The sequence below is a fragment of the Micromonospora sp. NPDC005206 genome (assembly GCF_040608175.1).
GTDB lineage: Bacteria > Actinomycetota > Actinomycetes > Mycobacteriales > Micromonosporaceae > Micromonospora.
The window spans coordinates 276,480-298,276 of the sequence record NZ_JBEXHU010000007.1; the positions used below are offsets into that span (position 1 = coordinate 276,480).

General features: G+C 73.7%; 25 protein-coding genes, 1 tRNA gene and 1 pseudogene. 20 read left to right on the plus strand and 7 right to left on the minus strand.

Annotated elements, in window-relative coordinates; genetic code table 11:
• Positions 1-52: 52 nt before the first annotated feature.
• The 8 genes from ABZU69_RS13135 to ABZU69_RS13170 all read left to right on the plus strand — a co-directional run bounded on the left by ABZU69_RS13135 (position 53) and on the right by ABZU69_RS13170 (position 6,590).
• Positions 53-733 carry a DUF6758 family protein gene (locus ABZU69_RS13135; protein ID WP_354964579.1) on the plus strand — a complete coding sequence of 227 codons (681 nt, stop codon included), beginning with the start codon at positions 53-55 and terminating at the stop codon, positions 731-733.
• A gap of 116 nt (positions 734-849) precedes the next feature.
• Positions 850-1,008, plus strand: coding sequence for a hypothetical protein (locus ABZU69_RS13140; protein WP_165942702.1), 159 nt, complete (start codon positions 850-852; stop codon positions 1,006-1,008).
• Positions 1,009-1,014: 6 nt separating this feature from the next.
• Entirely contained in the window at positions 1,015-1,890 is an 876-nt protein-coding gene (locus tag ABZU69_RS13145; protein ID WP_354964580.1) for a PH domain-containing protein, read from the plus strand.
• A gap of 103 nt (positions 1,891-1,993) precedes the next feature.
• Positions 1,994-2,770, plus strand: coding sequence for a SigE family RNA polymerase sigma factor (locus tag ABZU69_RS13150; RefSeq protein ID WP_354964581.1), 777 nt, complete (start codon positions 1,994-1,996; stop codon positions 2,768-2,770).
• 83 nt (positions 2,771-2,853) lie between these two features.
• Positions 2,854-4,026 carry a hypothetical protein gene (locus ABZU69_RS13155; protein WP_354964582.1) on the plus strand — a complete coding sequence of 391 codons (1,173 nt, stop codon included), beginning with the start codon at positions 2,854-2,856 and terminating at the stop codon, positions 4,024-4,026.
• Between the two features lie 70 nt (positions 4,027-4,096).
• Positions 4,097-4,969, plus strand: a complete 873-nt coding sequence (locus ABZU69_RS13160; protein WP_354964583.1) for a PHP domain-containing protein — start codon at positions 4,097-4,099, stop codon at positions 4,967-4,969.
• Between the two features lie 40 nt (positions 4,970-5,009).
• Entirely contained in the window at positions 5,010-5,624 is a 615-nt protein-coding gene (locus tag ABZU69_RS13165) for a MarC family protein (RefSeq protein ID WP_089017854.1), read from the plus strand.
• 45 nt (positions 5,625-5,669) lie between these two features.
• A complete protein-coding gene (locus tag ABZU69_RS13170; protein WP_354964584.1) occupies positions 5,670-6,590 on the plus strand; it encodes a PD-(D/E)XK nuclease family protein in 921 nt (306 codons plus the stop codon).
• A 19-nt stretch (positions 6,591-6,609) separates the two neighbouring features.
• Here ABZU69_RS13170 and ABZU69_RS13175 read toward each other — a convergent pair whose 3' ends face one another.
• Together ABZU69_RS13175 and ABZU69_RS13180 are read right to left on the minus strand one after the other, a co-directional pair.
• Positions 6,610-7,473, minus strand: a complete 864-nt coding sequence (locus tag ABZU69_RS13175; RefSeq protein WP_354964585.1) for an oxygenase MpaB family protein — start codon at positions 7,471-7,473, stop codon at positions 6,610-6,612.
• Between the two features lie 60 nt (positions 7,474-7,533).
• Positions 7,534-7,962 (minus strand): Fur family transcriptional regulator, encoded by a 429-nt coding sequence (locus tag ABZU69_RS13180; RefSeq protein WP_089017851.1) that lies wholly within the window; start codon positions 7,960-7,962, stop codon positions 7,534-7,536.
• 198 nt (positions 7,963-8,160) lie between these two features.
• On the opposite strand from ABZU69_RS13180, the gene ABZU69_RS13185 reads away from it, so the two are divergent.
• On the plus strand, positions 8,161-8,643 hold the full coding sequence (locus ABZU69_RS13185; RefSeq protein ID WP_354964586.1) for a DUF2231 domain-containing protein: 483 nt from the start codon (positions 8,161-8,163) through the stop codon (positions 8,641-8,643).
• An 18-nt stretch (positions 8,644-8,661) separates the two neighbouring features.
• Here the strand turns inward: ABZU69_RS13185 and ABZU69_RS13190 are convergent, their stop codons facing one another.
• A complete protein-coding gene (locus ABZU69_RS13190) occupies positions 8,662-8,982 on the minus strand; it encodes a hypothetical protein (RefSeq protein WP_354964587.1) in 321 nt (106 codons plus the stop codon).
• 104 nt (positions 8,983-9,086) lie between these two features.
• Here ABZU69_RS13190 and ABZU69_RS13195 point away from each other — a divergent pair, with 104 nt between their 5' ends.
• Complete coding sequence (locus ABZU69_RS13195; protein WP_074316562.1) at positions 9,087-9,269, plus strand: hypothetical protein; 183 nt, start codon at positions 9,087-9,089, stop codon at positions 9,267-9,269.
• An 837-nt stretch (positions 9,270-10,106) separates the two neighbouring features.
• Complete coding sequence (locus ABZU69_RS13200; protein ID WP_354964639.1) at positions 10,107-10,319, plus strand: hypothetical protein; 213 nt, start codon at positions 10,107-10,109, stop codon at positions 10,317-10,319.
• A 14-nt stretch (positions 10,320-10,333) separates the two neighbouring features.
• On the opposite strand, the pseudogene ABZU69_RS13205 reads toward ABZU69_RS13200, so the two are convergent.
• A pseudogene (locus ABZU69_RS13205) lies at positions 10,334-10,540 on the minus strand (FmdB family zinc ribbon protein); the annotation flags it as partial.
• Positions 10,537-11,214, minus strand: a complete 678-nt coding sequence (locus ABZU69_RS13210; RefSeq protein WP_354964588.1) for a 5-formyltetrahydrofolate cyclo-ligase — start codon at positions 11,212-11,214, stop codon at positions 10,537-10,539. The gene ABZU69_RS13210 and the pseudogene ABZU69_RS13205, both read right to left, overlap by 4 nt.
• An 85-nt stretch (positions 11,215-11,299) precedes the next feature.
• On the opposite strand from ABZU69_RS13210, the gene ABZU69_RS13215 reads away from it, so the two are divergent.
• The 7 genes from ABZU69_RS13215 to ABZU69_RS13245 all read left to right on the plus strand — a co-directional run bounded on the left by ABZU69_RS13215 (position 11,300) and on the right by ABZU69_RS13245 (position 18,997).
• Positions 11,300-13,636 carry a diguanylate cyclase gene (locus ABZU69_RS13215; RefSeq protein WP_354964589.1) on the plus strand — a complete coding sequence of 779 codons (2,337 nt, stop codon included), beginning with the start codon at positions 11,300-11,302 and terminating at the stop codon, positions 13,634-13,636.
• A 9-nt stretch (positions 13,637-13,645) separates the two neighbouring features.
• Positions 13,646-14,608 carry a UTP--glucose-1-phosphate uridylyltransferase gene (locus tag ABZU69_RS13220; protein WP_354964590.1) on the plus strand — a complete coding sequence of 321 codons (963 nt, stop codon included), beginning with the start codon at positions 13,646-13,648 and terminating at the stop codon, positions 14,606-14,608.
• Positions 14,605-15,918 (plus strand): gephyrin-like molybdotransferase Glp, encoded by a 1,314-nt coding sequence (gene glp / locus ABZU69_RS13225; protein WP_074316573.1) that lies wholly within the window; start codon positions 14,605-14,607, stop codon positions 15,916-15,918. Before ABZU69_RS13220 ends, glp begins: the two co-directional genes overlap by 4 nt.
• A 147-nt stretch (positions 15,919-16,065) precedes the next feature.
• The gene (locus tag ABZU69_RS13230) at positions 16,066-16,716 is read left to right on the plus strand and encodes a GNAT family protein (protein ID WP_354964591.1); all 651 of its coding nucleotides are present in this window, start codon (positions 16,066-16,068) and stop codon (positions 16,714-16,716) included.
• 250 nt (positions 16,717-16,966) lie between these two features.
• A complete protein-coding gene (locus tag ABZU69_RS13235) occupies positions 16,967-17,749 on the plus strand; it encodes a hypothetical protein (RefSeq protein ID WP_354964592.1) in 783 nt (260 codons plus the stop codon).
• Positions 17,750-18,033: 284 nt separating this feature from the next.
• Positions 18,034-18,107 (plus strand) — tRNA-Ala (locus ABZU69_RS13240).
• Positions 18,108-18,382: 275 nt separating this feature from the next.
• Positions 18,383-18,997, plus strand: a complete 615-nt coding sequence (locus ABZU69_RS13245; RefSeq protein WP_354964593.1) for a TetR/AcrR family transcriptional regulator — start codon at positions 18,383-18,385, stop codon at positions 18,995-18,997.
• Positions 18,998-19,062: 65 nt separating this feature from the next.
• On the opposite strand, the gene ABZU69_RS13250 is transcribed toward ABZU69_RS13245, so the two are convergent.
• The gene (locus ABZU69_RS13250) at positions 19,063-19,749 is read right to left on the minus strand and encodes a hypothetical protein (protein ID WP_354964594.1); all 687 of its coding nucleotides are present in this window, start codon (positions 19,747-19,749) and stop codon (positions 19,063-19,065) included.
• 83 nt (positions 19,750-19,832) lie between these two features.
• On the opposite strand from ABZU69_RS13250, the gene ABZU69_RS13255 reads away from it, so the two are divergent.
• Together ABZU69_RS13255 and ABZU69_RS13260 are read left to right on the plus strand one after the other, a co-directional pair.
• Entirely contained in the window at positions 19,833-20,918 is a 1,086-nt protein-coding gene (locus ABZU69_RS13255; RefSeq protein WP_354964595.1) for a Gfo/Idh/MocA family oxidoreductase, read from the plus strand.
• 69 nt (positions 20,919-20,987) lie between these two features.
• Positions 20,988-21,446, plus strand: a complete 459-nt coding sequence (locus ABZU69_RS13260; protein WP_354964596.1) for a hypothetical protein — start codon at positions 20,988-20,990, stop codon at positions 21,444-21,446.
• Between the two features lie 106 nt (positions 21,447-21,552).
• Here the strand turns inward: ABZU69_RS13260 and ABZU69_RS13265 are convergent, their stop codons facing one another.
• The gene (locus tag ABZU69_RS13265; protein ID WP_354964597.1) at positions 21,553-21,744 is read right to left on the minus strand and encodes a general stress protein CsbD; all 192 of its coding nucleotides are present in this window, start codon (positions 21,742-21,744) and stop codon (positions 21,553-21,555) included.
• Between the last annotated feature and the right edge of the window lie 53 nt (positions 21,745-21,797).

The following is a 21,797-nucleotide window of genomic DNA, read 5'->3' on the forward strand; positions in this document are numbered from 1 at the left end:
CCGGCTTGACGGGCCGGCGGTCCGGGGTGACGGTGGGGATGTGAGTGTCGCGGTGAGTTGTCCGAGATGCGGGGGCCCGGTACGGGCGCCGGATCTGATGCACACCGAATCGAGGTGCCTGCACTGTGGCCCGGTGCCACCGCTGCACGTGCCCGAGCACATCGGAGCGGACATCGTGGCCAGCGTGGTGGAGCGGATCACCGCAGCGACCGCGGATCCGCCCGGCACGCCGCTGTGGTGCCCGTGGCCGCTGCCGCCCGGCTGGACCCTCACCGGCGTGGCGTACGCCGGGGACGACCGCACCGGAGTGCGGGCGACCGCGGTGGCCTGCGCGGGCCCGGCGCCGCTCGGTGGCGGCCCGGCCGATCTGCTCTTCGTGGCCGAGGAGCCGGGCGTCGGCCTGGGCACCCGGCTGGCCGGGCTGTCCGGCCCGGACCCCGGACCGGAGTTGGCCGACGCGTTGACCGACCCTGGGCCGGGCCACCCCGAGCACGTCGGGCAGGCCCGGATCCGGGTCGGCGGGCATCCCACTCCACTGTGGCTCGTGAATTCTCCGACGGATCGAAGCGCGTACGCCGGCGAGGCTCGGGGAATGTGGCTGCATGCGATAGCCTGGCCGGCGAGTGCGGGTCACCTGCTCGCGGAAGATGTCGTGCTGCACGACCTGACCGAGTGGACTCCGCCCGAGCTCGTGTACGGCGCACCGTCCCCGTACCTACCCGGGAGGGCTTGACATGGCTCCCGGATTGACGGAGAACGGACGCAGATATTCACTGTACGACACCACACTGATACTCTGGGTGCCGCTGCGGTAATGGGACCCGGCGCCGCGCGAGAGGATGGCCCGCCATGGTCAAGAAGGTCCTCACCTGGGCCGGAATCGCATTCTTGATCTTCTTCGTCGCCTACCGGCCAAACTCTGCGGCGGATGTGTTCAAGTCGCTCGGCGGCGGGATCGTCGACATCGCCCAGGGGTTCGGCGACTTCTTCACCAGCCTCGTCGCCTAGCCGCCCATGGGCAGCCCCTCCGGTCCACCCTTCGACCCGGACGACCCCGACCGGGAGCGCCGCGAGCGCGACACCGAGCCGATCCCGCGGATCGGGCCCGACGACGGCCCGGGCTACGGCGCCGGCCCCGGCCTGTCCGACGGTCCGTCCCTTTCGGACGACGTCGGCTACGGTGACGGGCCGGGCTACGCCGGTGAGGGTCGTTCGGGCCGGGCCTGGATCCGTGATCCGGAGGCCGGCTACCAGCCTCCGCAGATCTCCGAGGACGAGCTGGCCGGGTTGCGCGCCGACGCGACCGGCGCCGCCCCCCGGCGGGTGCTGCCGCTGGAGGACGAGCCCAGCTCGCTGGTCGCCCGCTACCTCTTCCCCACCGAGCGCTACCGGGGTGAGTGGAAGCGGCACTGGATCCACCTCACCACCCCGCTGCTGGTCGGCATCGCGGCGACCTTCGTGCTCGGCTACCTCTCCGGCTTCCTCGCCGGGCAGAACGTCGGGGCGTTGACCACCGTCGCCGTGCTGCTCTGGTTCGCGGTGATGGGCTGGGTGGCGTGGAAGGTCGCCGACTGGTGGTATGACCGGTTCATCCTGACCAACAAGCGGGTCATGGTGGTCAACGGCATCATCACCCGCCGGGTGGCCATGATGCCGCTGGTCCGGGTCACCGACATGAAGTACGAGCAGACGCCCTCCGGTCGGGCGCTCAACTACGGCACCTTCGTGCTGGAGTCCGCCGGCCAGGAGCAGGCGCTACGCGAGATCAAGAACCTGCCCAACCCGAACGAGCTCTACCTGCGAGTGGTCGAAGAGATGTACGAGCCGCAGGCGGTCGAGGCCCGGCTGGGCAAGGAAGCCGACGAGGCCAAGGCCGACGACGGGGCGTGAAGGTTTTCGTCCGAACATCGGAGCAAGTGCGCACCTTTCGTCATGGACCGGAGCGCCTCTGACATGGCACTCTGCCAGGACGGCTGGGGTGCGGAGGTGCGTGGTGGCGAGCAGGGACCCGTTGGAGGAGGAGTTTCGCGACTTCGTCGCGGCTCGCTCCGCCGCCCTGCTGCGGACCGCGTACCTGCTCACCGGCGACTGGGCCACGGCCGAGGACCTGCTCCAGACGGCGCTGACCAAGACCTATCTGGCGTGGAAGCGGCTCGGTGGGATCGAGGCGGTCGAGCCGTACGCCCGGCGGGTGATGGTCAACACATCGACGAGCTGGTGGCGGCGGCGCTGGCACGGTGAGCGCCCCACCGAGGTGCTGCCCGAGCGCGCCGGTGTCGACGAGATCGAACAGCAGCTGGACCGCGACCTGCTCTGGCGGCACCTCAGGGAGCTGCCCAACCGGCAGCGAGCGGTACTGGTGCTGCGCTACTACGAGGACATGTCCGAGGCGCAGACCGCCGCGATGCTGAACATCTCCCCGGGCACCGTGAAGAGCCAGGCCTCCCGGGCGCTGTCCACGCTGCGCCGGCGGATGGGCGCGGCCGCACCGGAGTTGGCCGGCGAGGCCACCACCGGCGGCCGGACCGCAGTTGCCGGGACGCTCCGGAGCGGCGCAGGCCCCGCGCGTGCCGGTGGAGCGACCACCCTGAGCGGGCAGGTCACGGCCACCGGCGATGCCGCGCCCAGCCGGCCCCGGACGACGACCAACCCGGCGTCCCGTCCGGCCGTGCCCCGCCCGATCGCCCCCCGTCCGGTCGAGCTGCCGGTCGAGTTGGCCGTCGATCCGGCGGCCGTGCCGGTCGGCACGGGCACCGGAGAGCAGCGGTGAAAGCATTCCCGGGGCGGTCAGGCAACCTGACGGGCAGCCCGCCGCGTCCCTACCACGTGCGACCTGACGAGCTGGATGGTGCGGTGCGGGAGACCCTCTCGCACCAGGTCGCCGTACCCCGCCCACTGAGCCCCGATCCGGCCGGCCAGGCCATCCGCCGGGCGAACCGGATCCGGCGCCGTCGTACCACGGGCGGCCTGGCCCTCGCGGCGGTCGCCACGGTGCTGGTCAGCACCGTGATGGCCCAGCTCGGTGACGACTCCGGTGGGCAGGGCACACCCATCGTCGTGATCGGTGACCCGAACCCGTCGGCCCGGCCGATTCCCTCGGCCGCACCCGCCCCCGCGCCCTCGCCCGGGACGTCCCTCGACCTACTCGTCGACGGGACGCTGATCAGCGCGAACGGGGGGCGGCTGGAGCTGTCCGGCGTCGGGCCGGCCGAAGCCGCCCACCTGCTGCCCGGCGGCGGCGGTTGGTTGGTGGTTGGCGCTCCGACCGCCGCTGGCCGTTCCCTCTGGGTGGCGCAGCGCGACGGGCTGGTGCAGGTGCTGCTGGCCGGGGCGGGCGCGATCGTCGTGGCCCCCGACGGCCGCCAGGTCGCCTGGCGCGACGGCACCGGCCTGCTGGTGGCGGGGGTGGTCGGCACCCAGCTCATCGGGCCGGTGCGCACCTCCCTACCCGCCGACGCGGAACCGGTCCGGTTCGTCGGCGACAGCGTGCTGGTCCGGCTCGACCCGGACCGCGCGGGCCACGCCCTGTGGCGGCCCGGCGCCGGGCAGCTGACCGTGGGGGTCGACCGGACCACGCTGAGCGTCTACGGCGCGCTGCCCGACGGACGGCTGGTCGGCCAGGTCGCCGCCGGCGACACGGGCGGGACCTGCCTGGCCGTACTCGACCCGAAGCGTGACCTGAAGCGGGTCAGCACCGGCTGCGGTCCGCAGCTGAGCGAGGGCGGAGTCGGCGGGATCTCGGCCGACGGGCGGTGGCTGCTGGTGAACGGGCGGGTCGGCAAGGCCGCCCGCGCACTGCTGGTCGACCTGCAGCGGTTCGGACCGGACATGACCGCCGTGCCGGCCGGGCCGCCTGCGACCGGCGCGATCGCCTGGACGACCGACTCGGACGCCACCTACGTCGACGGCGCCGGCCAGTTGGTCCGGGTCGACGTCGGCCGGGTGCGGGCCGGAAACCAGGCCCAGGCGGTCCCGGCGCCCGACGTGCAGCCGGGGAACCGGCCGGTCGTGGTGACGGGCTCCTGACCACCTGCACCGGTCGCGAGCGGGCAGGCCTCGACAGAACCGGGTCGGTGGCGCTGGGTAGCGTCGGGTGATGACCTCGCGTACCGGCTCCGCCCCGCGAATCGACCTGCACGCCCACTCGACGGCCAGCGACGGCACGCTGAGCCCGGGCGAGCTGGTCCGCGCGGCCTCCCACGCGGGGCTGGACGTGCTGGCGATCACCGACCACGACACCACCGCCGGCTGGGCGCCGGCCGTGCGGGCGCTGCCGCCCGGGCTGCGCCTGATCCGGGGCGCGGAGCTGTCCTGCCGCTGGTCCGGCACGGAGTCGCCGGTGCCGCTGCACCTGCTGGCGTACCTGTTCGACCCGGACCACCCGGAGCTGGTCGCCGAGCTGGCCCGGGTGCGCGCCGCCCGCGAGGAGCGGGGCGAACGCATCGTCGGGCTGCTGCGCGCCGACGGCGTCGACGTGAGCTGGCCGGACATTATGGCCGGCGCGGGGGGAGGCACGGTGGGCCGGCCGCACATCGCGCAGGCGCTCATCCGGGCCGGCCTGGTCGGGAGCACCCGGGAGGCGTTCGGTCCGGACTGGCTGGGCGAGCGGTACCGGCTGCCCAAGGAGGACATCGACGTGTTCCGGGCGATCCGGCTGGTCCGGGCGGCCGGCGGCGTGCCGGTCTTCGCCCATCCGCGCGCCACCCGACGCGGCCGGGTGGTGCCCGACGAGCTGATCGCCGAGCTGGCCGCCGCGGGGCTGGCCGGGCTGGAGGCCGACCACGAGGACCACAGCCCGGCCGAGCAGGCGCACGTACGGGCACTCGCCGCCGAGCTCGGTCTGCTGGTCACCGGCTCCTCGGACTTCCACGGCACCCACAAGACCGTCCAGCTCGGGGCGTTCAACACCGGTGTCGAGGCGTACGAGCGGATCGTCGCTGCGGGGGTGACCGAGGTCGCTTCGGGCTGATCCGGGTTTCGGTCCACAACGGCGCGGCTAGGTTGATCACGTGGATCTGAAGCTGTTCGGCGAGGTTTTCGTGACCCTGCTGGTGATCACCGACCCGCCGGGCATGATGCCGATCTTCCTCGCGCTGACCGGCCCGCTGCCCGCCCGGGACCGGAACCGGGCGGCCTGGCAGGCGGTGGCGCTGGCGCTCGGCGTGATCGTGATATTCGCGGTGGCGGGGCAGACCCTGCTCGACTACCTGCACGTGGACCTGCCCGCCCTGCAGGCGGCCGGCGGCTTGCTGCTGGTGCTGGTCGCCCTGGAACTGCTCACCGGCAAGGCCGACGACCCCAGCCAGCAGGTCACCTCGAACATCGCGCTGGTGCCCCTGGGCACCCCGCTGCTGGCCGGCCCCGGCGCCATCGTCGCCACCATGCTCTTCGTCCAGCAGGCCGACGGGCTGGGCGACTTCACCGCCATCGCCGCGGCGATCCTCGCCGTGATGGTCGCGGTCTGGATCGTGCTGCGCTTCTCGGGCGGCATCGTGAAGATCCTGCGCCCCGGCGGGATCGAGGTGCTGACCCGGATCGCCGGTCTGCTGCTGGCCGCGATCGCCGTGCAGCTCATCGCGGACGCGGTGGCCGCCTTCGTCACGCAGTACGTGAACATGACCTGACCCGGCACCCCCGTGCTGTCGGGGGTGGGTGGCAGGATCGCAGGCGTGCGACGATCCTCTTCAGCCGGACGACCGGCCGCCGGCGGCCGGGCCCCGCAGCAACGTGCCGGCAGCGCCGAGCAGCTCGGCTTCGAGGGCATGCCGGAGCGGCTCTTCGTCTGCACCCCGAGCAAGCTCGGTGCGTACCTGGACTGCCCGCGCCGCTACCGCTACTCCTACGTCGACCGGCCGGCCCCGCCCAAGGGCCCGCCGTGGGCGCACAACTCGCTCGGCGCCAGCGTCCACACCGCGCTGAAGAACTGGTATGCGCTGCCCGCTGACCGGCGTCGCCCCGAGGCGCTGGCCACCTTGCTCAAGGGCACCTGGGTCCGCGAGGGCTACCGCGACGACGAGCAGGAGCGGGCCGCCTACCGGCGGGCGTTGGGCTGGCTGGAGGCGTACGTCGAGACGCTGGAGCCGGACGCCGACCCGCTCGGCGTCGAGCGGGTGGTGGCGGTCAAGACCGCCGTGCTGGCCTTCAACGGCCGCGCCGACCGGATCGACTCCCGCCCCGGGCCGGAGGGCCAGGAGCTGGTCATCGTCGACTACAAGACCGGTCGCACCGGGCTGGACACCGACGACGCCCGGGGCTCGCAGGCGCTGGCGCTCTACGCGTACGCTGCCGAGCGGGTGTTCCGCCGCCCGTGCCGCCGGGTCGAGCTGCACCACCTGCCGACCGGCACGGTGGCGGGTCACGACCACACCGTCGAGTCACTGGCCCGGCAGTTGACCCGGGCCGAGGAGACGGCCCGCGACATCATGGCCGCCGAGCGGGCGGTCGCCGACGGCGGCGACGCGGATGCGGCGTTCCCCGTGGCGCCCGGCCCGCGCTGCGGCTGGTGCGACTACCGGCGGCACTGCCCGACCGGCGCGCAGACGCCGGGCAAGGAGCCGTGGGCGGCCGTGGACCGACCCACCGACGGCTGAAACCTCTGGCGGCGCCGGGTCAGCCGGCCAGCGGGGTGGCGGTGAGCCGTTCGGCCCGCTGCCTGGCGGCCTGCCGGATCGGCCCCTCCCGGTAGCGCCGGGGGACCGTGGCGAGTGCCAGCCGCAGGGCGCGCACGGTCAGGTCCGCCGACAGGGCGGTGGTGGGCAGCCCGAGCCCGCCGTACATCCGGCGGGCCCACGCCGGCAGCAGCGCGAGCGCGGTGCCGGCGATCCCCAGGTACGCCCAGCGTGCTGGCCCGAGGCTGAGCCCCAGCCGGGCCGGCAGGTTGAGTTTCCACGGCAGCGGCGGGGCGGTGAGCAGGAGCGCGGTCTCCGCGGCCTCCCGGGTCATCCGCAGCTCGGGTCGCACCGCGCGGTAGTACTCCGCGACCTCCTCGGCGGTGCCCGGGACGCTGGCCGGGTCGAGGCCGACCAGGGCGGCGGAGCGGCGCTGCTCGGTGTAGTACCCGTCGACCTCGTCGTCGGTGAGCCGCAGCCCGGCCCGTCGGGCCGTGCTGAGGAACGACTCGACCTCGGCGACGTGCACCCAGCGCAGCAGATCCGGCTCGTCGATCCGGAACTCCGTGCCGGTGTCCGGGTCGGTGGCCCGCATCCGGTCGTGCAGCCGGCGCAGTCGCGCCCCGGCCGCCTCCGCCTCGGCGGTGGTCCCGTAGATGGTGGTCGCCACGTAGGTGGCGGTGCGGACCAGGCGGCCCCAGGCGTCGGTGCGGTAGTCGCTGTTCTGCGCGACCCCGGCCATCGCGCGCGGGTGCAACGCCTGGAGGTAGAGCGAGCGCAGGCCGGCGACGATCAGGATCGGCTCCTCGTGCACCTTCCACGTGACCGAACCCGGACCGAAGAGGCCGAGGTCATCGGAGTCCACCGCCCAAGAGTGCCACGGCCAGGCCGACCCCGCCGGCCACCTCTCCCGACGCGAGCCCGGTCAGCTGTCGGCGGAGCGGCGGGCCTGGCAGCCCGGGCAGAGACCCCAGAAGGTCACTTCCGCCTCGTCCACCTCGAAGCCGTGCGAGACGCTCGGCTCGAGGCAGGGGGCGCTGCCCACCGCGCAGTCGATGTCGGCGATCTCGCCGCAGCCCCGGCAGACCACGTGGTGGTGGTTGTCGCCGGCGCGCGCCTCGTACCGGGCGGGACTGCCGGCCGGCTCGATCCGTCGGGACAGCCCGGCCCGGGACAGCGCCCCCAGCACGTCGTAGACCGCCTGGGTGGAGACCGAGTCGAGGCGTTCGCGGACCTGCCGGGTGATCTCGTCGACCTCCAGGTGGCCGCCGCCGGCCAGCACGTCGAGCACCGCGAGGCGCGGTCGGGTGACGCGCAGGCCCCTCGATCGCAGCAGTTCCTCGGCACCGGACATGCGCCAATGACAGCACGTGCGACCGGCGCCGACAACCGACGTCCGGTCGGGGTGGCCGCGGACACAGTCGGCGGTGGCCGGATCGGGGCGCGGTGAACCCGATCGAGAGGCAGCGCGTGTCTCCGGTCGAGAGCCTGGGGGCGGCCGGCGAACCGTAGGCTGGCCACCCCGTGACCGTGATCCACCTGGAGGGTGTCGATGTTCGAGGAGATCCAGGGTCTACCGGTACACGTCCTGGTGGTCCATGCGGTGGTCCTGTTCGTGCCGCTGCTGGCTGTGCTGGCCGTCGCGTACGTGGGACTGCCGCGCTGGCGGCACCGGCTGGACTGGGCGGTGGCCATCCTGGCCGTGGCCGCTCCGCTGACCGCCTTCGTGGCCATCCAGTCGGGTGAGGCGTTCACCGACGCGCTGGTCGCCCGGGGTTTCCAGGGCCCGATCCTCGATCAGATCTTCGAGCACTCCCGGTACGGCGACATCCTGTTCCGGATCGTGGTGCCGCTCGGGATCGTGGCCATCCTGCTGTTGGTGGCGACCAGCGGGCACCCCCGGGTGCCGCGGCTGCCGGCACTGGTGACTCCGGTGTTGGCGGTGGCCGTCGTCGCGCTCTCCATCGCCGCCCTGGTCTACGTCTACCTGACCGGCCACTCCGGCGCCCAGGCCGTCTGGGGCACCACCCTCTGACCGTCGGTCACGACGGGGTCAGAAGAGAACCCGCGAGCAGAGCAGGCAGACCAGGACCACCAGCACCACGCCGACCGCCGCGCCGAAACCGTAGGTGACCCGCTGCGCGCGCTGCTCGGCCACGTCGAGGCCGGCCATGTCCTGCGGCGGCAGCCGCCGGGGCGGCGTCGGCTCCAGGTGTACGGGTGGACGCCAGCCCGCCGGCGGCGGCACGCTCGGCGGTGGGCCGGCGTACCCGGGCGCGGGCGCGGCGGCGGCTTGGTCGGGTGCTTCCTCGCCGCCGGTCCCGGGCCGCCGCCAGTAGTCGTCCGGGGTGCTGCCACCGCTGGGGGTCGTCACGCCGTCCGACGCTACCAACGCGGCCGGCGGCTCGGTCGCTTCTGGCCGGCGCGCCACCGTCTGCCACCGGTCCGCTGCCGTCGGCTGCGCTAGTCTTGCCGCTCGTGAGCACCGAGGACCCCGGCACGCAGGGCGCGCGCGGCGACGATGACCGCACCGTCGACCTGAGCGAAGACTTCGTGGTGCTGCCCGAGCAGACCGCCGACGACACCGACCGCGGCTGGGGCGAGCGGCCCGGCGGCAACGACGACTGGCTGCTCGCCGAACGCCCTCCGCACTGGGGCTGACCCGGCTCCCGTCCTGCGGGTCGGCGCGGCTGCCGCCCCCGTAGCGAGTCTCGGTGGTGTGCGCGGTCAACCGCGGACGACGATCGCGAACCGGCTTCCCTCGGGTAGCCCGACCGCGCGTTGCGCCTGGTCGGGGCGGAGCGCCAGATAGAGCGCCGACGACCCGTCGGTCGCGCCGGCACCCCAACACGTCCAGCACCAGCGCTCGGGGGGCGAGCAGGGCGGCTTCGGTGCCCGATCCGCCCGGCGGCGTCGCTAGCAGATCGACCCGGGCCCCGGGGCGGACCACCGCCAGCGCGGCCGGCTCGGCCAACCGGACCGGCACCCCGACCGCGCCGCTGGGCAGCGCCAACGGGCCGGCCGTCACTTGCGCCCCGGCGGTGGTCGCGCCGGTCGGCTGCGGCCCGTCGACCGTGCCGGCCGGCCCCTTCCCGTCGACCGGTCCCGCGCCGGGGGATGGGGTGGCGCGGGTGGCCGGCGGGCAGCCGGTGGGGGTGTGCAGGACGGCGGCGGCCAAGCCGAGCAACGCGGCGACCAGACCGGCCCGGAGCAGGGTGCGCCCACGGGGCAGGGCGAGCCGCCGCAGCGGCCGCAACGCCCGAGCGGAATCTGGATCGCCGGTCGCCATCTGCCGCCTCCCGTCGCGGGGTGCCGCAGCGACACCCGTGGACGGCAGGTTAGGCCGATCGGGACCCGGTCAGCTGATCGCCCGCCGATGCCTGTGGACAACCGGCCGGCCTGTGGACAACGCCCACCGACCGGCCGGACCTGCTATGACACGGGACGACCACGCCGCTCGGGCGCAGCGGTCAGGATGCGGAACTGGCCGCCGGGGCCTTGCCGCTGCTCGACCCGCCGCTCGACCCGCCGGACGACGAGGAGCCGGACGACGAGGACGATCCGGACGACGAGGACGTCGACCCGGTCGAGGAACCGGACGACCCGGAGTCTCCGCCCGAGGACGACGAGGACGACTCGGACTTGGCCGGCTTGCCCGCCGTGCCACCGGCCGACGTCTCGGAGCCGGAAGCCCGGGAGTCGGTGCGGTAGAAGCCGGAGCCCTTGAAGACGATGCCGACCGAGTTGAAGACCTTGCGCAGCCGCCCCGCGCACGCCGGGCACTCGGTCAGCGGCGCGTCAGAGAAGGACTGGACCGCCTCGAGCTGGTGACCGCACGCGGTGCAGGCGTACTGGTACGTGGGCACGTTCTCCTCCGGATCTGGGCTCAGCCAGTTGGCACTCGACGTATTCGAGTGCCAATGGTGCGTCATTCGCCCCGGGTTCGTCCAGCGGACGTGTGGGGCGCGACACCATGCGCCGCACCCGGGCCGTCGTCAAGCGTACGCACCCCGTCGGCAGGGGTGACGATCGCGCGGACCGGACGGTCGTGCGGCTCCACCGGAAGCGCCTCGACCAGCTCGCCGTCGTGCAGCGGCACCACGGTCAGCGTCGCGGTGGGCACCCGGGCCAGCGCCCGGTCGTACGAGCCACCGCCGCGGCCCAGCCGCCGGCCGCGCCGGTCGACCGCCAGCGCCGGAACGACCACCAGACCCGCGTCGGTCACCGCGGCCACCCCGAGCCGGGGGCCGACCGGCTCCCGGATACCCCGCCCGGCCGCGATCATGGCATCCGGCCCGGTGTACGCCGCCCAGTCCAGGTCGAGGTCGGCGCGGAGCACCGGCAGCAGCAGCTCGGCGTCGGCCGGCAGCGCCGCCCGCAGCACCTCCGGCAGGTCGGCCCCGCCCGGCTCAGAGCCGACCGGCACGTACGCCGTCATCCGGCCCGGGCGCAGCCGGCGTACCAGCGCGACCAGCTCGGCCTGGACGCGCCCGGCGGCGGCGGCCCGGGCCGGACCGCTCAGCGCCCGACGGCGGGCGAGCAGCTCGGCCCGCGTGTCCCGCTTCGCCACCCGGGTCACTTCCGCTTCATCAGAAAATTCCGGCACGCAACACTCCTGACGCAACGCCTCTCCCACGGTTGCTCTGTGTCAGCATCGCAAGCAACAAAAGCGGAACGTCCGGGGGGACCGAGTGACGCTACGGGGGCGGTTGACGGCAGCCTTCCTCGTGGTGGTGCTCGGGCCGGTCCTGCTCGGTGCGTTCTTCGTCGCCTCCACCGTCGCCACCGTCGACCGCAGCCGCTCCACCGAGCGCCTCGCCGTGGCGGCGTCCACCGTGCGTACCTCGGTCGACGCGCTCTGTCAGCAGCTACGCGCCACCGCCGACGCCGTGGCCCTCACCGGCGATCCGGCCGGCGCCGCTGACCAACTGGTTGGCCGGGGGCTTGCCGCCGGGGTGTTGATCACCGACGTGACCGGCCAGGTCACGTACGCCTCGCCCGGCGCGCCGTCGACCCCCTGGCGGGATTGCTCCGGCACGGTCGCGCCGTCCGGCCCGGTCCGCGCCCTGGCCGCCCGGGTCGACCTGCGTGACCGGGCCGGGACCCTGCTGGGCACGGTAGCCGCCGCGCAACTGGTCGACCCGGCCTTCGTGGCGCGGCTGGCCGCGGTGACCGGCGTGGCCGTCACCCTGCTCGACGGCGGTGTCAGCGCCGGGCGGGTCACCCACACCACCGAATCCCGTGAGGTACGCGACGCGGTGCTGGCCGCCGCCAGCGCCACCGACGGCGAGCGGGTCACCGAGACCTCCGAGGGCCGGTACGTGCGGCGCATCGGGCCCTCCGCCGGGCAGCCACTGCCGCTGGTGCTCTCCGTGCCGAGCGAACGGCCACCCGCGCTGCACGTCACGCTGGTCGGCGTGGTCGTGCTGGCCGGGCTGCTCGCCGTGCTGAGCGCCTGGCGGTTGGCCCGGGTGACCACCCGGCCGCTGGTGGAGCTGGCCGGCGCGGTGGACCGGGTGGCGCACGGCGACCTGACCGCCCGGGTGCCGGTGCGCACCCGGGACGAACTGGGCCGGCTGGCCGCCGCGTTCAACCGGATGACCCGGGAGACGGGGTCGTACGTGACGGCGCTGACCAGCAGCCGGGACCAGCTACGCGGCCACCTCGCCGTCCTCGGGGACACCCTGGCCAGCACGCACGACCTGCAACGCATCCTGCGGGTGATCCTGCACAGCGCCATCGCGGCCACCGGGGCCCGGGCCGGCGCGGTGCTGCTGGTGGAGGCCGATGGGGTGCTGGTCGCCCAGTGCACCGAGGGGCTGGACGGGCGCTGGCCGGAGGGGGACGAAACGGAGACGTTACGGGTGCCGGTGGGCGTCGGCGTCGTCGGCGCTGTTGCCGCCACCGGGGAGCCCCAACGTGGGCGGGCGGGGCCGACCGACGCCCCGGCGGGTGAGCCGCGCTGCCACACATACGTCGCGGTCCCCTTCGCCACCCCGGGCGGCGGCGCCACGGCGACCCAGGGCGCGCCTGCGGCGCCGGTCGGCGGCGCCGGCGAGGAGGCCGGGGCGCCGGCGGCGGCGCTCGGCGTGCTGGCCCTCTACGACCGACTGGGCGCGGACGAGTTCGACGACGACGACCTGGTCACCCTGCGCACCTTCGCCGGGCACGCGGCGGTGGCGGTGGACAACGTCCGGGTGCACGAGGAGGCGCAGCGGCTCTCGCTCACCGACCCGCTCACCGGGCTGTGGAACTACCGCTACCTGCGCGAGTCGATCCGGCGGGAGGTGGAACGGGCCAGCCGGTTCAGCCGGATGCTCAGCGTCCTCGCCCTCGACCTGGACCGGTTCAAGGACGTCAACGACACGTATGGGCACGCGGCGGGGGACACCGTGCTGGCCGAGTTCGCCCGGCGGGTGCGCGGCGAGATCCGGGAGGTCGACCTCGCGTTCCGGCAGGGCGGCGAGGAGTTCGTGCTGCTGCTGCCGGAGACCGACGCCCGGGGTGCGGCGATCGTGGCGGAGCGGCTGGGCGCGGCGGTCCGCGAGACGCCGGTCGCCGTCGAGGCGTACGCGGGGCCGGTCGTGGTGACCGTGTCGGTCGGCATCGCCGTCTATCCGGACCACGGCAGCACCGGGCGGGAAGTGCTGGAGGCCGCCGACGACGCGCTCTACGCTGCGAAGGCCGCCGGCCGGGACACCTACCGGGTCGCCGAGGTGTACCCGGACGTGCCGAGGCGGGAGATCCCCGTCCCGGCGGGGGCGATGAGCCCACTGGACGGGCTGCCGCGCGCCGGCCGGCCCGTGCAGGCCACCCGGGAGCCGGGCGGACCCGCCCGGTCGGAGCCGGCTGCGGGCGTACCCGAATCGTCGCCGGCGGGGCCGACGCACGCCCGGCCGGAACCGGCCGACGGCGGGGCGGACAGCGCCGGGGACGCGGCCCGACCCGGCCCGGAAGCCGGCGGGTCGGGGTCAGGCGGCGGCGCGTCTTCTGGGCCACACCCGCCGCGGCAGAGCCGTGGCCGATAGTCTCGCGGCATGTCGGAGCACTCAGCGAACCCCTCATCGACGGTCGCCGCAACCGGCCGTCCCCTGGCGGTCAAGGCCGTCATCCCGGCCGCCGGACTGGCCACCCGGTTCCTGCCGGCCACCAAGGCGGTGCCCAAGGAGCTGCTGCCGGTGGTGGACCGGCCGGTGTTGCAGTACATCGTCGAGGAGGCCGCCCAGGCCGGCATGGGCGACGTGTTGCTGATCACCGGTCGGGGTAAGACGTCGATGGTGGACCACTTCGACCGTCGCCCCGACCTGGAAACCAGGCTGGAGGAGAAGGGCGACGCCGAGCGGCTGGCCGCAGTGCGCCGGCCCAGTGACCTGGCCGAGATCTACACCGTCCGGCAGCCGGAGCAGCTCGGGCTCGGCCACGCCGTCGGGTACGCCGAGGCCCACGTCGGCGACCAGCCCTTCGCGGTGCTGCTCGGCGACGAGTTCGTCAAGCCGTCCGAGCCGCTGCTGCCGGCCATGCTGGAGCTGCAGGCCCGCACCGGTGGCGTGGTGCTCGCCTTCTTCGAGGTCGACCCGGCCGACACCAAGCGGTACGGCATCGCCTCCGTCGAGCCGGCCGAGGCGGAGCTGACCGACATCGGCGAGGTCGTCAAGGTGACCGGCATGGTGGAGAAGCCGCAGCCGGAGGACGCGCCGAGCAACCTCGCGGTGCTGGGCCGCTACGTGCTGCCCGGCACGATCTTCGACGCGATCCGGCGGACCAAGCCGGGCAGCGGCGGTGAGATCCAGCTGACCGACGCGATGGAGCTGCTGCGCACCGAGGGCACGCCGGTGCACGCGATCGTCTACCGGGGCACCCGCTACGACACCGGAATGCCGTTGGGCTACCTCCAGACGGTGGTGCAGATCGCCGCCGAGCGCGACGACATGGGCGCCGAGTTCCGCTCCTGGCTGGCCGACTTCGTCAAGGCCGACGCGGCAGGCGGATCTGGTACATGACCGCGACGGCCGACGCCGAGGCGGCCGCGAACGAGTTGACGCCGCTCGCCGACTACCTGGGCAGCGTGCTGCGCAGGTTACGAGCGCTGCCGCCACTCGACCTCGACCTCACCCAGGCGTACGGCAACGTCCTCGCCGAGGACGTCGTCGCGCCGCACGCCTTTCCGGCCTTCGACCAGGCGGCCGTGGACGGGTACGCGGCCCGCTGGGAGGACATTTCCGGAGGGGGCCGGGGCCCCAGCTACGTCCCGGCCCCCTCCGGCACGCCCGGCGGCCGGACCATCCGGCTGAACGTGGTCGGCGACCTCGGCGCGGCGAGCTGGCGGCCCGTCCGGCTCACCCCGGGCTCGTGCTTCTCGGTGGCCGCCGGGGCGCCGCTGCCGGTCGCCGCCGACGTGGTGGTCCCGGTGGAGTGGACCGACCAGGGCATGGCCGCGGTGGAGATCTTCCGCACCCCCAAGCGGGGGTACGGGGTACGCCGCGCCGGTGAGGAGCTGCCCGCCGGCACCCTGCTCGCCCGGGCCGGCACGTACGTCTCCCCGGCCCTGGTCGCGGTCTTCGCCGCCACCGGCATCGGGCACGTGGTGGTCCGGCCCAGCCCACGCGTGGTGATCGTGGCCACCGGCGACGAGCTGGTCGACGTGGGCCGGGGCAGCCAGCCCGGGCAGGTGGTGGACGCGAACTCGCACGCGCTGACCGCCGCCGCGGCCGAGGTGGGGGCGCTGGCGTACCGGGTGGGCATCTGCGACGACGACCCGGAGGGGCTGCGCGGGCTGCTGGAGGACCAGACCCTGCGCGCCGACCTGATCATCACCACCGGGGGGACCGGCACCGGCCCGGGGGACATGGTGCGCCGGATCCTGTCCCGCCGGGAAGGTGGCCGGGCGGGGCCGGTCACCTTCACCGACGTGGCGCTCTATCCCGGCACCGCGCTCGGTTTCGGCACCGTCGGCGCCGAGGAGGTGCCGGTGGTCTGCCTGCCCGGCGACCCCGGCGCCGCGCTGATCGGCTTCGAGGTGCTGGCCCGTCCGGCCATCCAACTGCTCGCCGGCGCCGAGCCGGTGTTCCGGCCCAGCGTGCGGGCGCACCTGCTGGAGACCGTGTCGTCACCCGGCGGGCTGCGCGAGTTCCGGCCCGCCCACGTCGCCGAGCGGCGCGGCGGCGGATACACGGTGCAGCCGCTCAGCGGTGGGCCGTTCACCCTCTCCGGGCTGGCCGAGGCGAACGGGCTGCTGGTGCTCGGCGAGCGGGTCACGACCGCCGCCGCCGGCTCCACGGTGGACGTCCTGCTGCTCGACCGGCGCCGGTGACGGTGTTCCGGTCGCCCGCCCGCGGGTGTGGCGGTGCGTCGGGGCGATCGGTGGTCCGCCTCCCGGCCCCACGAACATGAGGCCCCCTGCGCGGAGGGCGGTGGGTCGACTTGCGCGCTACACGGTCCCGCACGGGAGACTGTGCGGGTGAGTCTCTTCGGCCCCGAGCGGGCGCCCGGCTGGCCGGCGGTGCTGGTCGACGGCCCGGTGCTGCTGCGGCCCTACCGGCGCTCCGACGCGGGGGCGTGGTCGGAGGTACGGCGAGGCAACCGGGCCTGGTTGTCACCCTGGGAGTCGTCGCTGCCCGGCGACTGGGACGAGCTGAACTCGCCCGCCGCGTTCCGCTGGGTGCACCGTGACCAGCGGCGTTCGGCCCGCGAGGGCGAGGGCATGCCGTTCGCGGTCTGCCTGCGCGAGGCCGACCGGGACCGGCTGGTCGGGCACCTCAACGTGGGCAGCATCGTGCGGCGGGCCCTGTGTTCCGGGTACGTCGGCTACTGGGTGGACGCCCGGGTGGCCGGCCAGGGCGTGATGCCGACCGCGCTCGCGCTGGCCGTGGACCACGCGTTCGGCCCCGGCGGGCTGCACCGGGTGGAGGTGAACATCCGCCCCGAGAACCGGCCGTCCCGGCGGGTGGTGGAGAAGCTGGGCTTCCGCGAGGAGTCGTACCACGTGCGCTACATGCACATCGACGGCGCGTGGCGGGACCACATCGGATACGCGATGACCAGTGAGGAGATCGCTGCCGAGGGTGGTCTGCTGGCCCGATGGCACCGGGTTCGCGCCAACGCGCGGTAGGAGGCTGCCGGGAAATCCCGGGCGAGCGAGGCTGGGCCGCCGTAGCCGCGGCGGGATTCCCGACGGCCTCTCCGTCGTCCCACGGACGGGATCGGCGCGGCGCGGCGGCATCCCGGTCGGTGCGCCGTAACCTCAAGTAACTGCAAGCTTCGGCAAGCACTGCCCATCCGGACGATCCACTCGGCCGGGCGCGATCGGTGGAAGATCCTGCGGTCGGGTGGTGGTTGCTCCGAATTAGGTGACGGGAGGGGTGAGGGTGCCGACCTCGGTGCTCCTCGCCGTCCTCGCCGCCGCCGGCCTGCTCGCCCTGGCCCCGGCGCTGGTCCGCCGGTACGACGCCACAGAGCGGCTGGTGGCGGAGCGGGCGCAGTCGACGGCGCGGGTGCTCCAGCGCCGCCGACGGCGCCGCACTGTGCCGGGGCGCCGGCCCGTGCACCCGCCGCGCTCACTTGTTGTCACCCTCAGTGAGGATGCCGCTACCGGAGCGTTGACCGCGCCGGTCTCCGCGCCTCCGGCAGGCCGCCGTTCCGGCCGGCTGCGGGCCGTGCCGCCCGCATCGAAGCGGTCCCGCCGCCGCCCGCCGCCCCGCCGGCAGCACACCCCCGCCGTGTACCGGCGCCGCCGCGTCCTCGCCGCCCTGCTGCTGCTCAACGTCGTCGAGTTGATCGGCGTGCTGTTCGTCAGCCCCGGCTTCTGGATCGGCTTCTCGGTCACCTTCATGCTCCTGGCCGTGTACGTCGTCCACCTGCGCGGTCGGGCCCTGGCCGGCCGCCGCCGGCGCCGGGCCCTGGCCCGCGAGGCGGCCTGGCTGGCAGCCCGGCAGGCCGAGGTGCGCCGCGAGCAGGCCCGCCGAGCCGCGGCCCGTCGGGAGGCGCAGCGTCGGCTGGCAGCCCAGCGCGAGGGGGTACGCCGCGCCGCCATGGGCCTGGACCGGCCGGGCGACCTGCCGGCATCGGTCAACGGCGCGTCGGTCTCCTACCGCCGAACGGGTGCCCTGCGCGGACGCCCCTACGAGGCCGGCCGCGGCGCCTGAGCGCGCGCGACGGCGCCCGGCCGCGGCGCGCCTGAGCCCGCGCGGTGGCGCCCGGCCGCGGCGCGCCTGAGCCCGCGCGGTGGCGCTTGATCGACTCGGTTTCCTGGAAGTCGGGGTGTCGCGGCGTCCTGGATGCCCCGGTTTCCAGGAGGCGGAGTGGATCTTCGGGTGGGTGCGAGCGCCGCGCCGGGGGCGGATTCGCGGTGGGGGCCGGCGACCTGTTAGCCTTGCTGCCGGCCCGCCCGGTGTAAGCCGGGTGGGACCGAAGCCGGTTCGCCGGCGGAGGGGCTGTGGCGCAGACTGGTAGCGCACCTCGTTCGCATCGAGGGGGTCAGGGGTTCAAATCCCCTCAGCTCCACCCAGTTCAAGGCCGTTTCCGCGAGTCGGAAACGGCCTTTTTCGATCTTGTGCAGCAGCGAAGGTCGACGGAGGTGTAGGACGCCGCCGAGAGGCCTAAGAGGCGGTGCCGAGCGGATAGGTCGCCTGGTGGATGTCTCACTCATGGGATGAGTGCCTTACTGGTCGATCGGCGTGGTGGCGGCACCCGGCGGTCTGACATCACGTATTCCGGAGCGTCGCTCCGCTTAGCGGTACGGAGCAGCGCTCCGTTCAACAAGTGTTGGGATGTGAGCCATGCCACCGACTCCCGAACCACCTCCGCGCGTCGGCCGGCGACCGCGTTCGGACGCTCAGCGCAACCAGCGCACGCTTCTTGAGGCCGCCAGCGTTGTCTTCGTGCGCTCCGGCGTGGACGCTCCCGTGCGCGACATCGCCGCCGAGGCGGGTGTCGGCATGGGCACCGTCTACCGGCACTTTCCGACCCGGGCGGACCTCGTCGTCGCGGTGTTTCGGCATCAACTCGACGCGCTCGCCGGCGACACGGCGGTCGCCGAACCTGGTGTGACACCGTACGAAGCTCTCCGGCGCTGGGTGCTTCGCTTCGTCGATTTCCTCGTGACCAAACACGGTCTGGCTGAAGCGTTGCGCTCGGACCAGGCCGGCTTCGAAAGTCTGCACGCGGAGTTCGTCGAGCGCTTGTTGCCCGTGCTCGATCAGCTGCTCAAGGCATCAGCCGCCGCCGGCCAGACGCATTCGGACACCCGGGCGTACGACCTCATGCTCGCCATCGGCAACCTGTGTATCGGCGTCGAGACCTTCCCCGACTACCGCGCGCGGCACATGATCGATGTGCTTCTCAGCGGGCTGGCCAGGAACAACGAGGAGACGCCGGGCAGCGGGGACCAGTAGTAGTCCCGATGGGTTCCCTCCCGCGGCGATCGGCCACTGGCGCGTCCCGAACAGACCCGAACGGATCAGGAGAAACGCTCGGTCGTCACCGGGATCAAGCCGTGCTGACGCAGAAGGTTCGTCAGGTCGCAGAGGGTGGCCGCCACCGCCGCGGAGTCGGCATTGCCCATCAGGACGGTCACGTCCAGGCACCAGGCGAGCCCGTGCCCGACTCGACGTAGGTCCCAGGTGAACTGGTCATCGCCCTGCTCCAGGTGACCGGCGGCAACCGACCCCGGCGACCTGTCGACCGCCGAATGCCAGGCCGTGCGCAAGCTCGCCACCTGCTCCTCCCGGAGATCCTTGGCGAAGAGGACACGGTAGAGGCGACGCTCGTGGAATCCGGCGGGTGGCTGCGCGGGGCCGAATCGCAGCGGCGGAACGGTCGGGAACGGCTGGTGGTCGTGGAAGTACGTACGCAGCACCGCTTCGGCCGGAAGTTGACCGCCACCGAGTGTGCGACAGGCGTTCTCCGCGCCGCTGCGGCAGGTGGGGAGCACCCTCGCCAGCAGCTCCGGGTCGGAGCGCATGCGGCGGCTGAACGAAGCGGAACTCCACCAGCCGGCACCCGCGGGCGTCCAGCCCGCGCTGTCCAGGCCTGCGGTCGTGTGGTCGGGGTGGCGGGTGAACTCCTCGACGACGATCCCCTCGACCTCGCCGGCCGGATGACCGGCCAGGATCAGGTAGTAGTCCAGCGACGGGTTGGTGACCATCCTCCGCCTCTCTGCTGGCGCGGATCCCAGGCAACCCTAGCGAATCGGCCGACTAGCATCCGGACTCGACGTGAGGAGTCCACATGACATCGGCGGTCCAGACCAGGTTCGGCCTCGTCGGCAGTGGTTGGCGGGGCGAGTTCTTCCTCCGCCTGGCTCGACTGCTGCCGGAGCGGTTCCGCGCGACCGGGGTGGTCACGCGTACCGAATCGCGCGGTGCCGCGGTGGCGGCCGAGTGGGGCGTGCGGACCTTCCGCACGACGGCCGAACTGCTCGCCCACGAGCGGCCGGACTTCGTCATCGTGTCGGTGCCCTGGTCGGTGACGCCCGAGGCGACCCGCGACCTGGTCGCGGCCGGGGTGCCGGTGCTCGCCGAGACGCCGCCCGCGCCCGACCTGGCGCGGCTGCGGTCCCTCTGGTCCGACGTCGGAGGCAGTGACCTGGTGCAGGTCGCCGAGCAGTACCTGCTGATGCCCGGGCACGCGGCCCGGCTGGAGGTGATCCGCGCCGGGGTGCTGGGTGAACCGACCTCCGTCCAGGTCTCCTCCACGCACCTGTACCACGCGGTCTCGCTGATCCGTGGTCTGCTCGGCGTCGGGTACGACGTCGCCGAGGTCAACGCGCGGGCGTTCGTCGCGCCACTGGCCAACCCGTTGTCACCCGCCGGCTGGAGCGGTGACGCCACCCCGCAGCAACTCTCCACCATCCTCGCCACCATCGACTTCGGCGGGCGGATGGGGCTGTACGACTTCACCGACAACCAGTGGTGGAACCCCCTGCGTACCCGCCGGTTGGTGGTGCGGGGGTCGCTCGGCGAGCTGGTGGACGATCGGGTGGTCCGCCTGGTCGACCCGACCACGCCGGTGGAGTCGTCCCTGGTGCGGCGGCAGACCGGCGTCGACCTGAACCTCGAAGGGCTCGACCTGAAGCACATCAGCTTCGACGGCGCCGTGGTCTACCGCAATCCGTTCGTCGGCAGTGGAATGTCCGACGACGACATCGCCGTGGCCGACATCTTGGCTCGCGCCGGCGCCTGGGCACGGGAGGAAGGCCCGGCGCCGTATCCCCTGGCGGAGGCGTGCCAGGACCACCTCATCAGCCTCGCCATCGAGGAATCGGTACGCACCGACCGTCCGGTCGTCACCGCCAAGGAGGCGTGGGCACGGTAGCCGCGGCCGAGATCGATCTGTGCTCCGGTCGTGTTCGGGTCCTGACTCGCCGTGGCTAGCGTGCCGGGTATGACGCCACCGATGCACACGCCGCCCGGGGTCGTTGGCCAGCGAGGCTGGGGGCCGTGGGCCGTCGCCGCCGCCTGCGTGGTGGCGCTGCTGGCGGCGGCATTCCTTCCGGTGCTCGGCTTTCTGGTGTGGATGTACGGCGGCCCGGACATCGATGAGGCGCGAGCCGCAGCCGATCGGTTCGTGCAGCACCTGGAGCAGAACCAGGACGACACCGCTTACCGCTCGATGTGTTCAGAGGTGAAGGACCGAATCACCGTCGAAGAGTTCACCGAGGCGGTGGAGCGACTGGGCCGTCCGGTCTCCCACGATCTCGGGCGGGCCGGATTCGGCAATGAAGCCGGCAGCAGTGCGTTCGTGACCGTGCGACTGACCGGCGGTTCCGGTGCGACGACGTCGGTGAGTCTCCGGCTCGAGACCGAACCGGACTGGCGCGTCTGCAGCGACACCTTCGGCTGACCGTCGTCCTTCGCGCGCACGACGAACCCGCCAGGGATGGGCACCGCTGCCAGCCGTGCGGTGGCGCCCCCGGGCACGCCGGACGGGGCGCCACCGCAGTGGCGCGTCAGCTGGTGAAGTCGTCCGAAACGTCCCGGGCGTCCTCCTGGACGTGCTCGCCGGGCTGGTTGCCCCGGATCTCATCGCGCTGCGCCACGCGATCCGCCTGTGACCGCTCGTTCCGGGTCATGTTGCCCACCTGCGCCTTCGCCGGACCGGCCACGCGCTCAACCTGGTCGTTCGCCCTCTCCACGCTCATGTCGCCTCCCTTTCGTCGCGGCGGGACGCCTCTCCTGACTTGCGTCCCCGCCC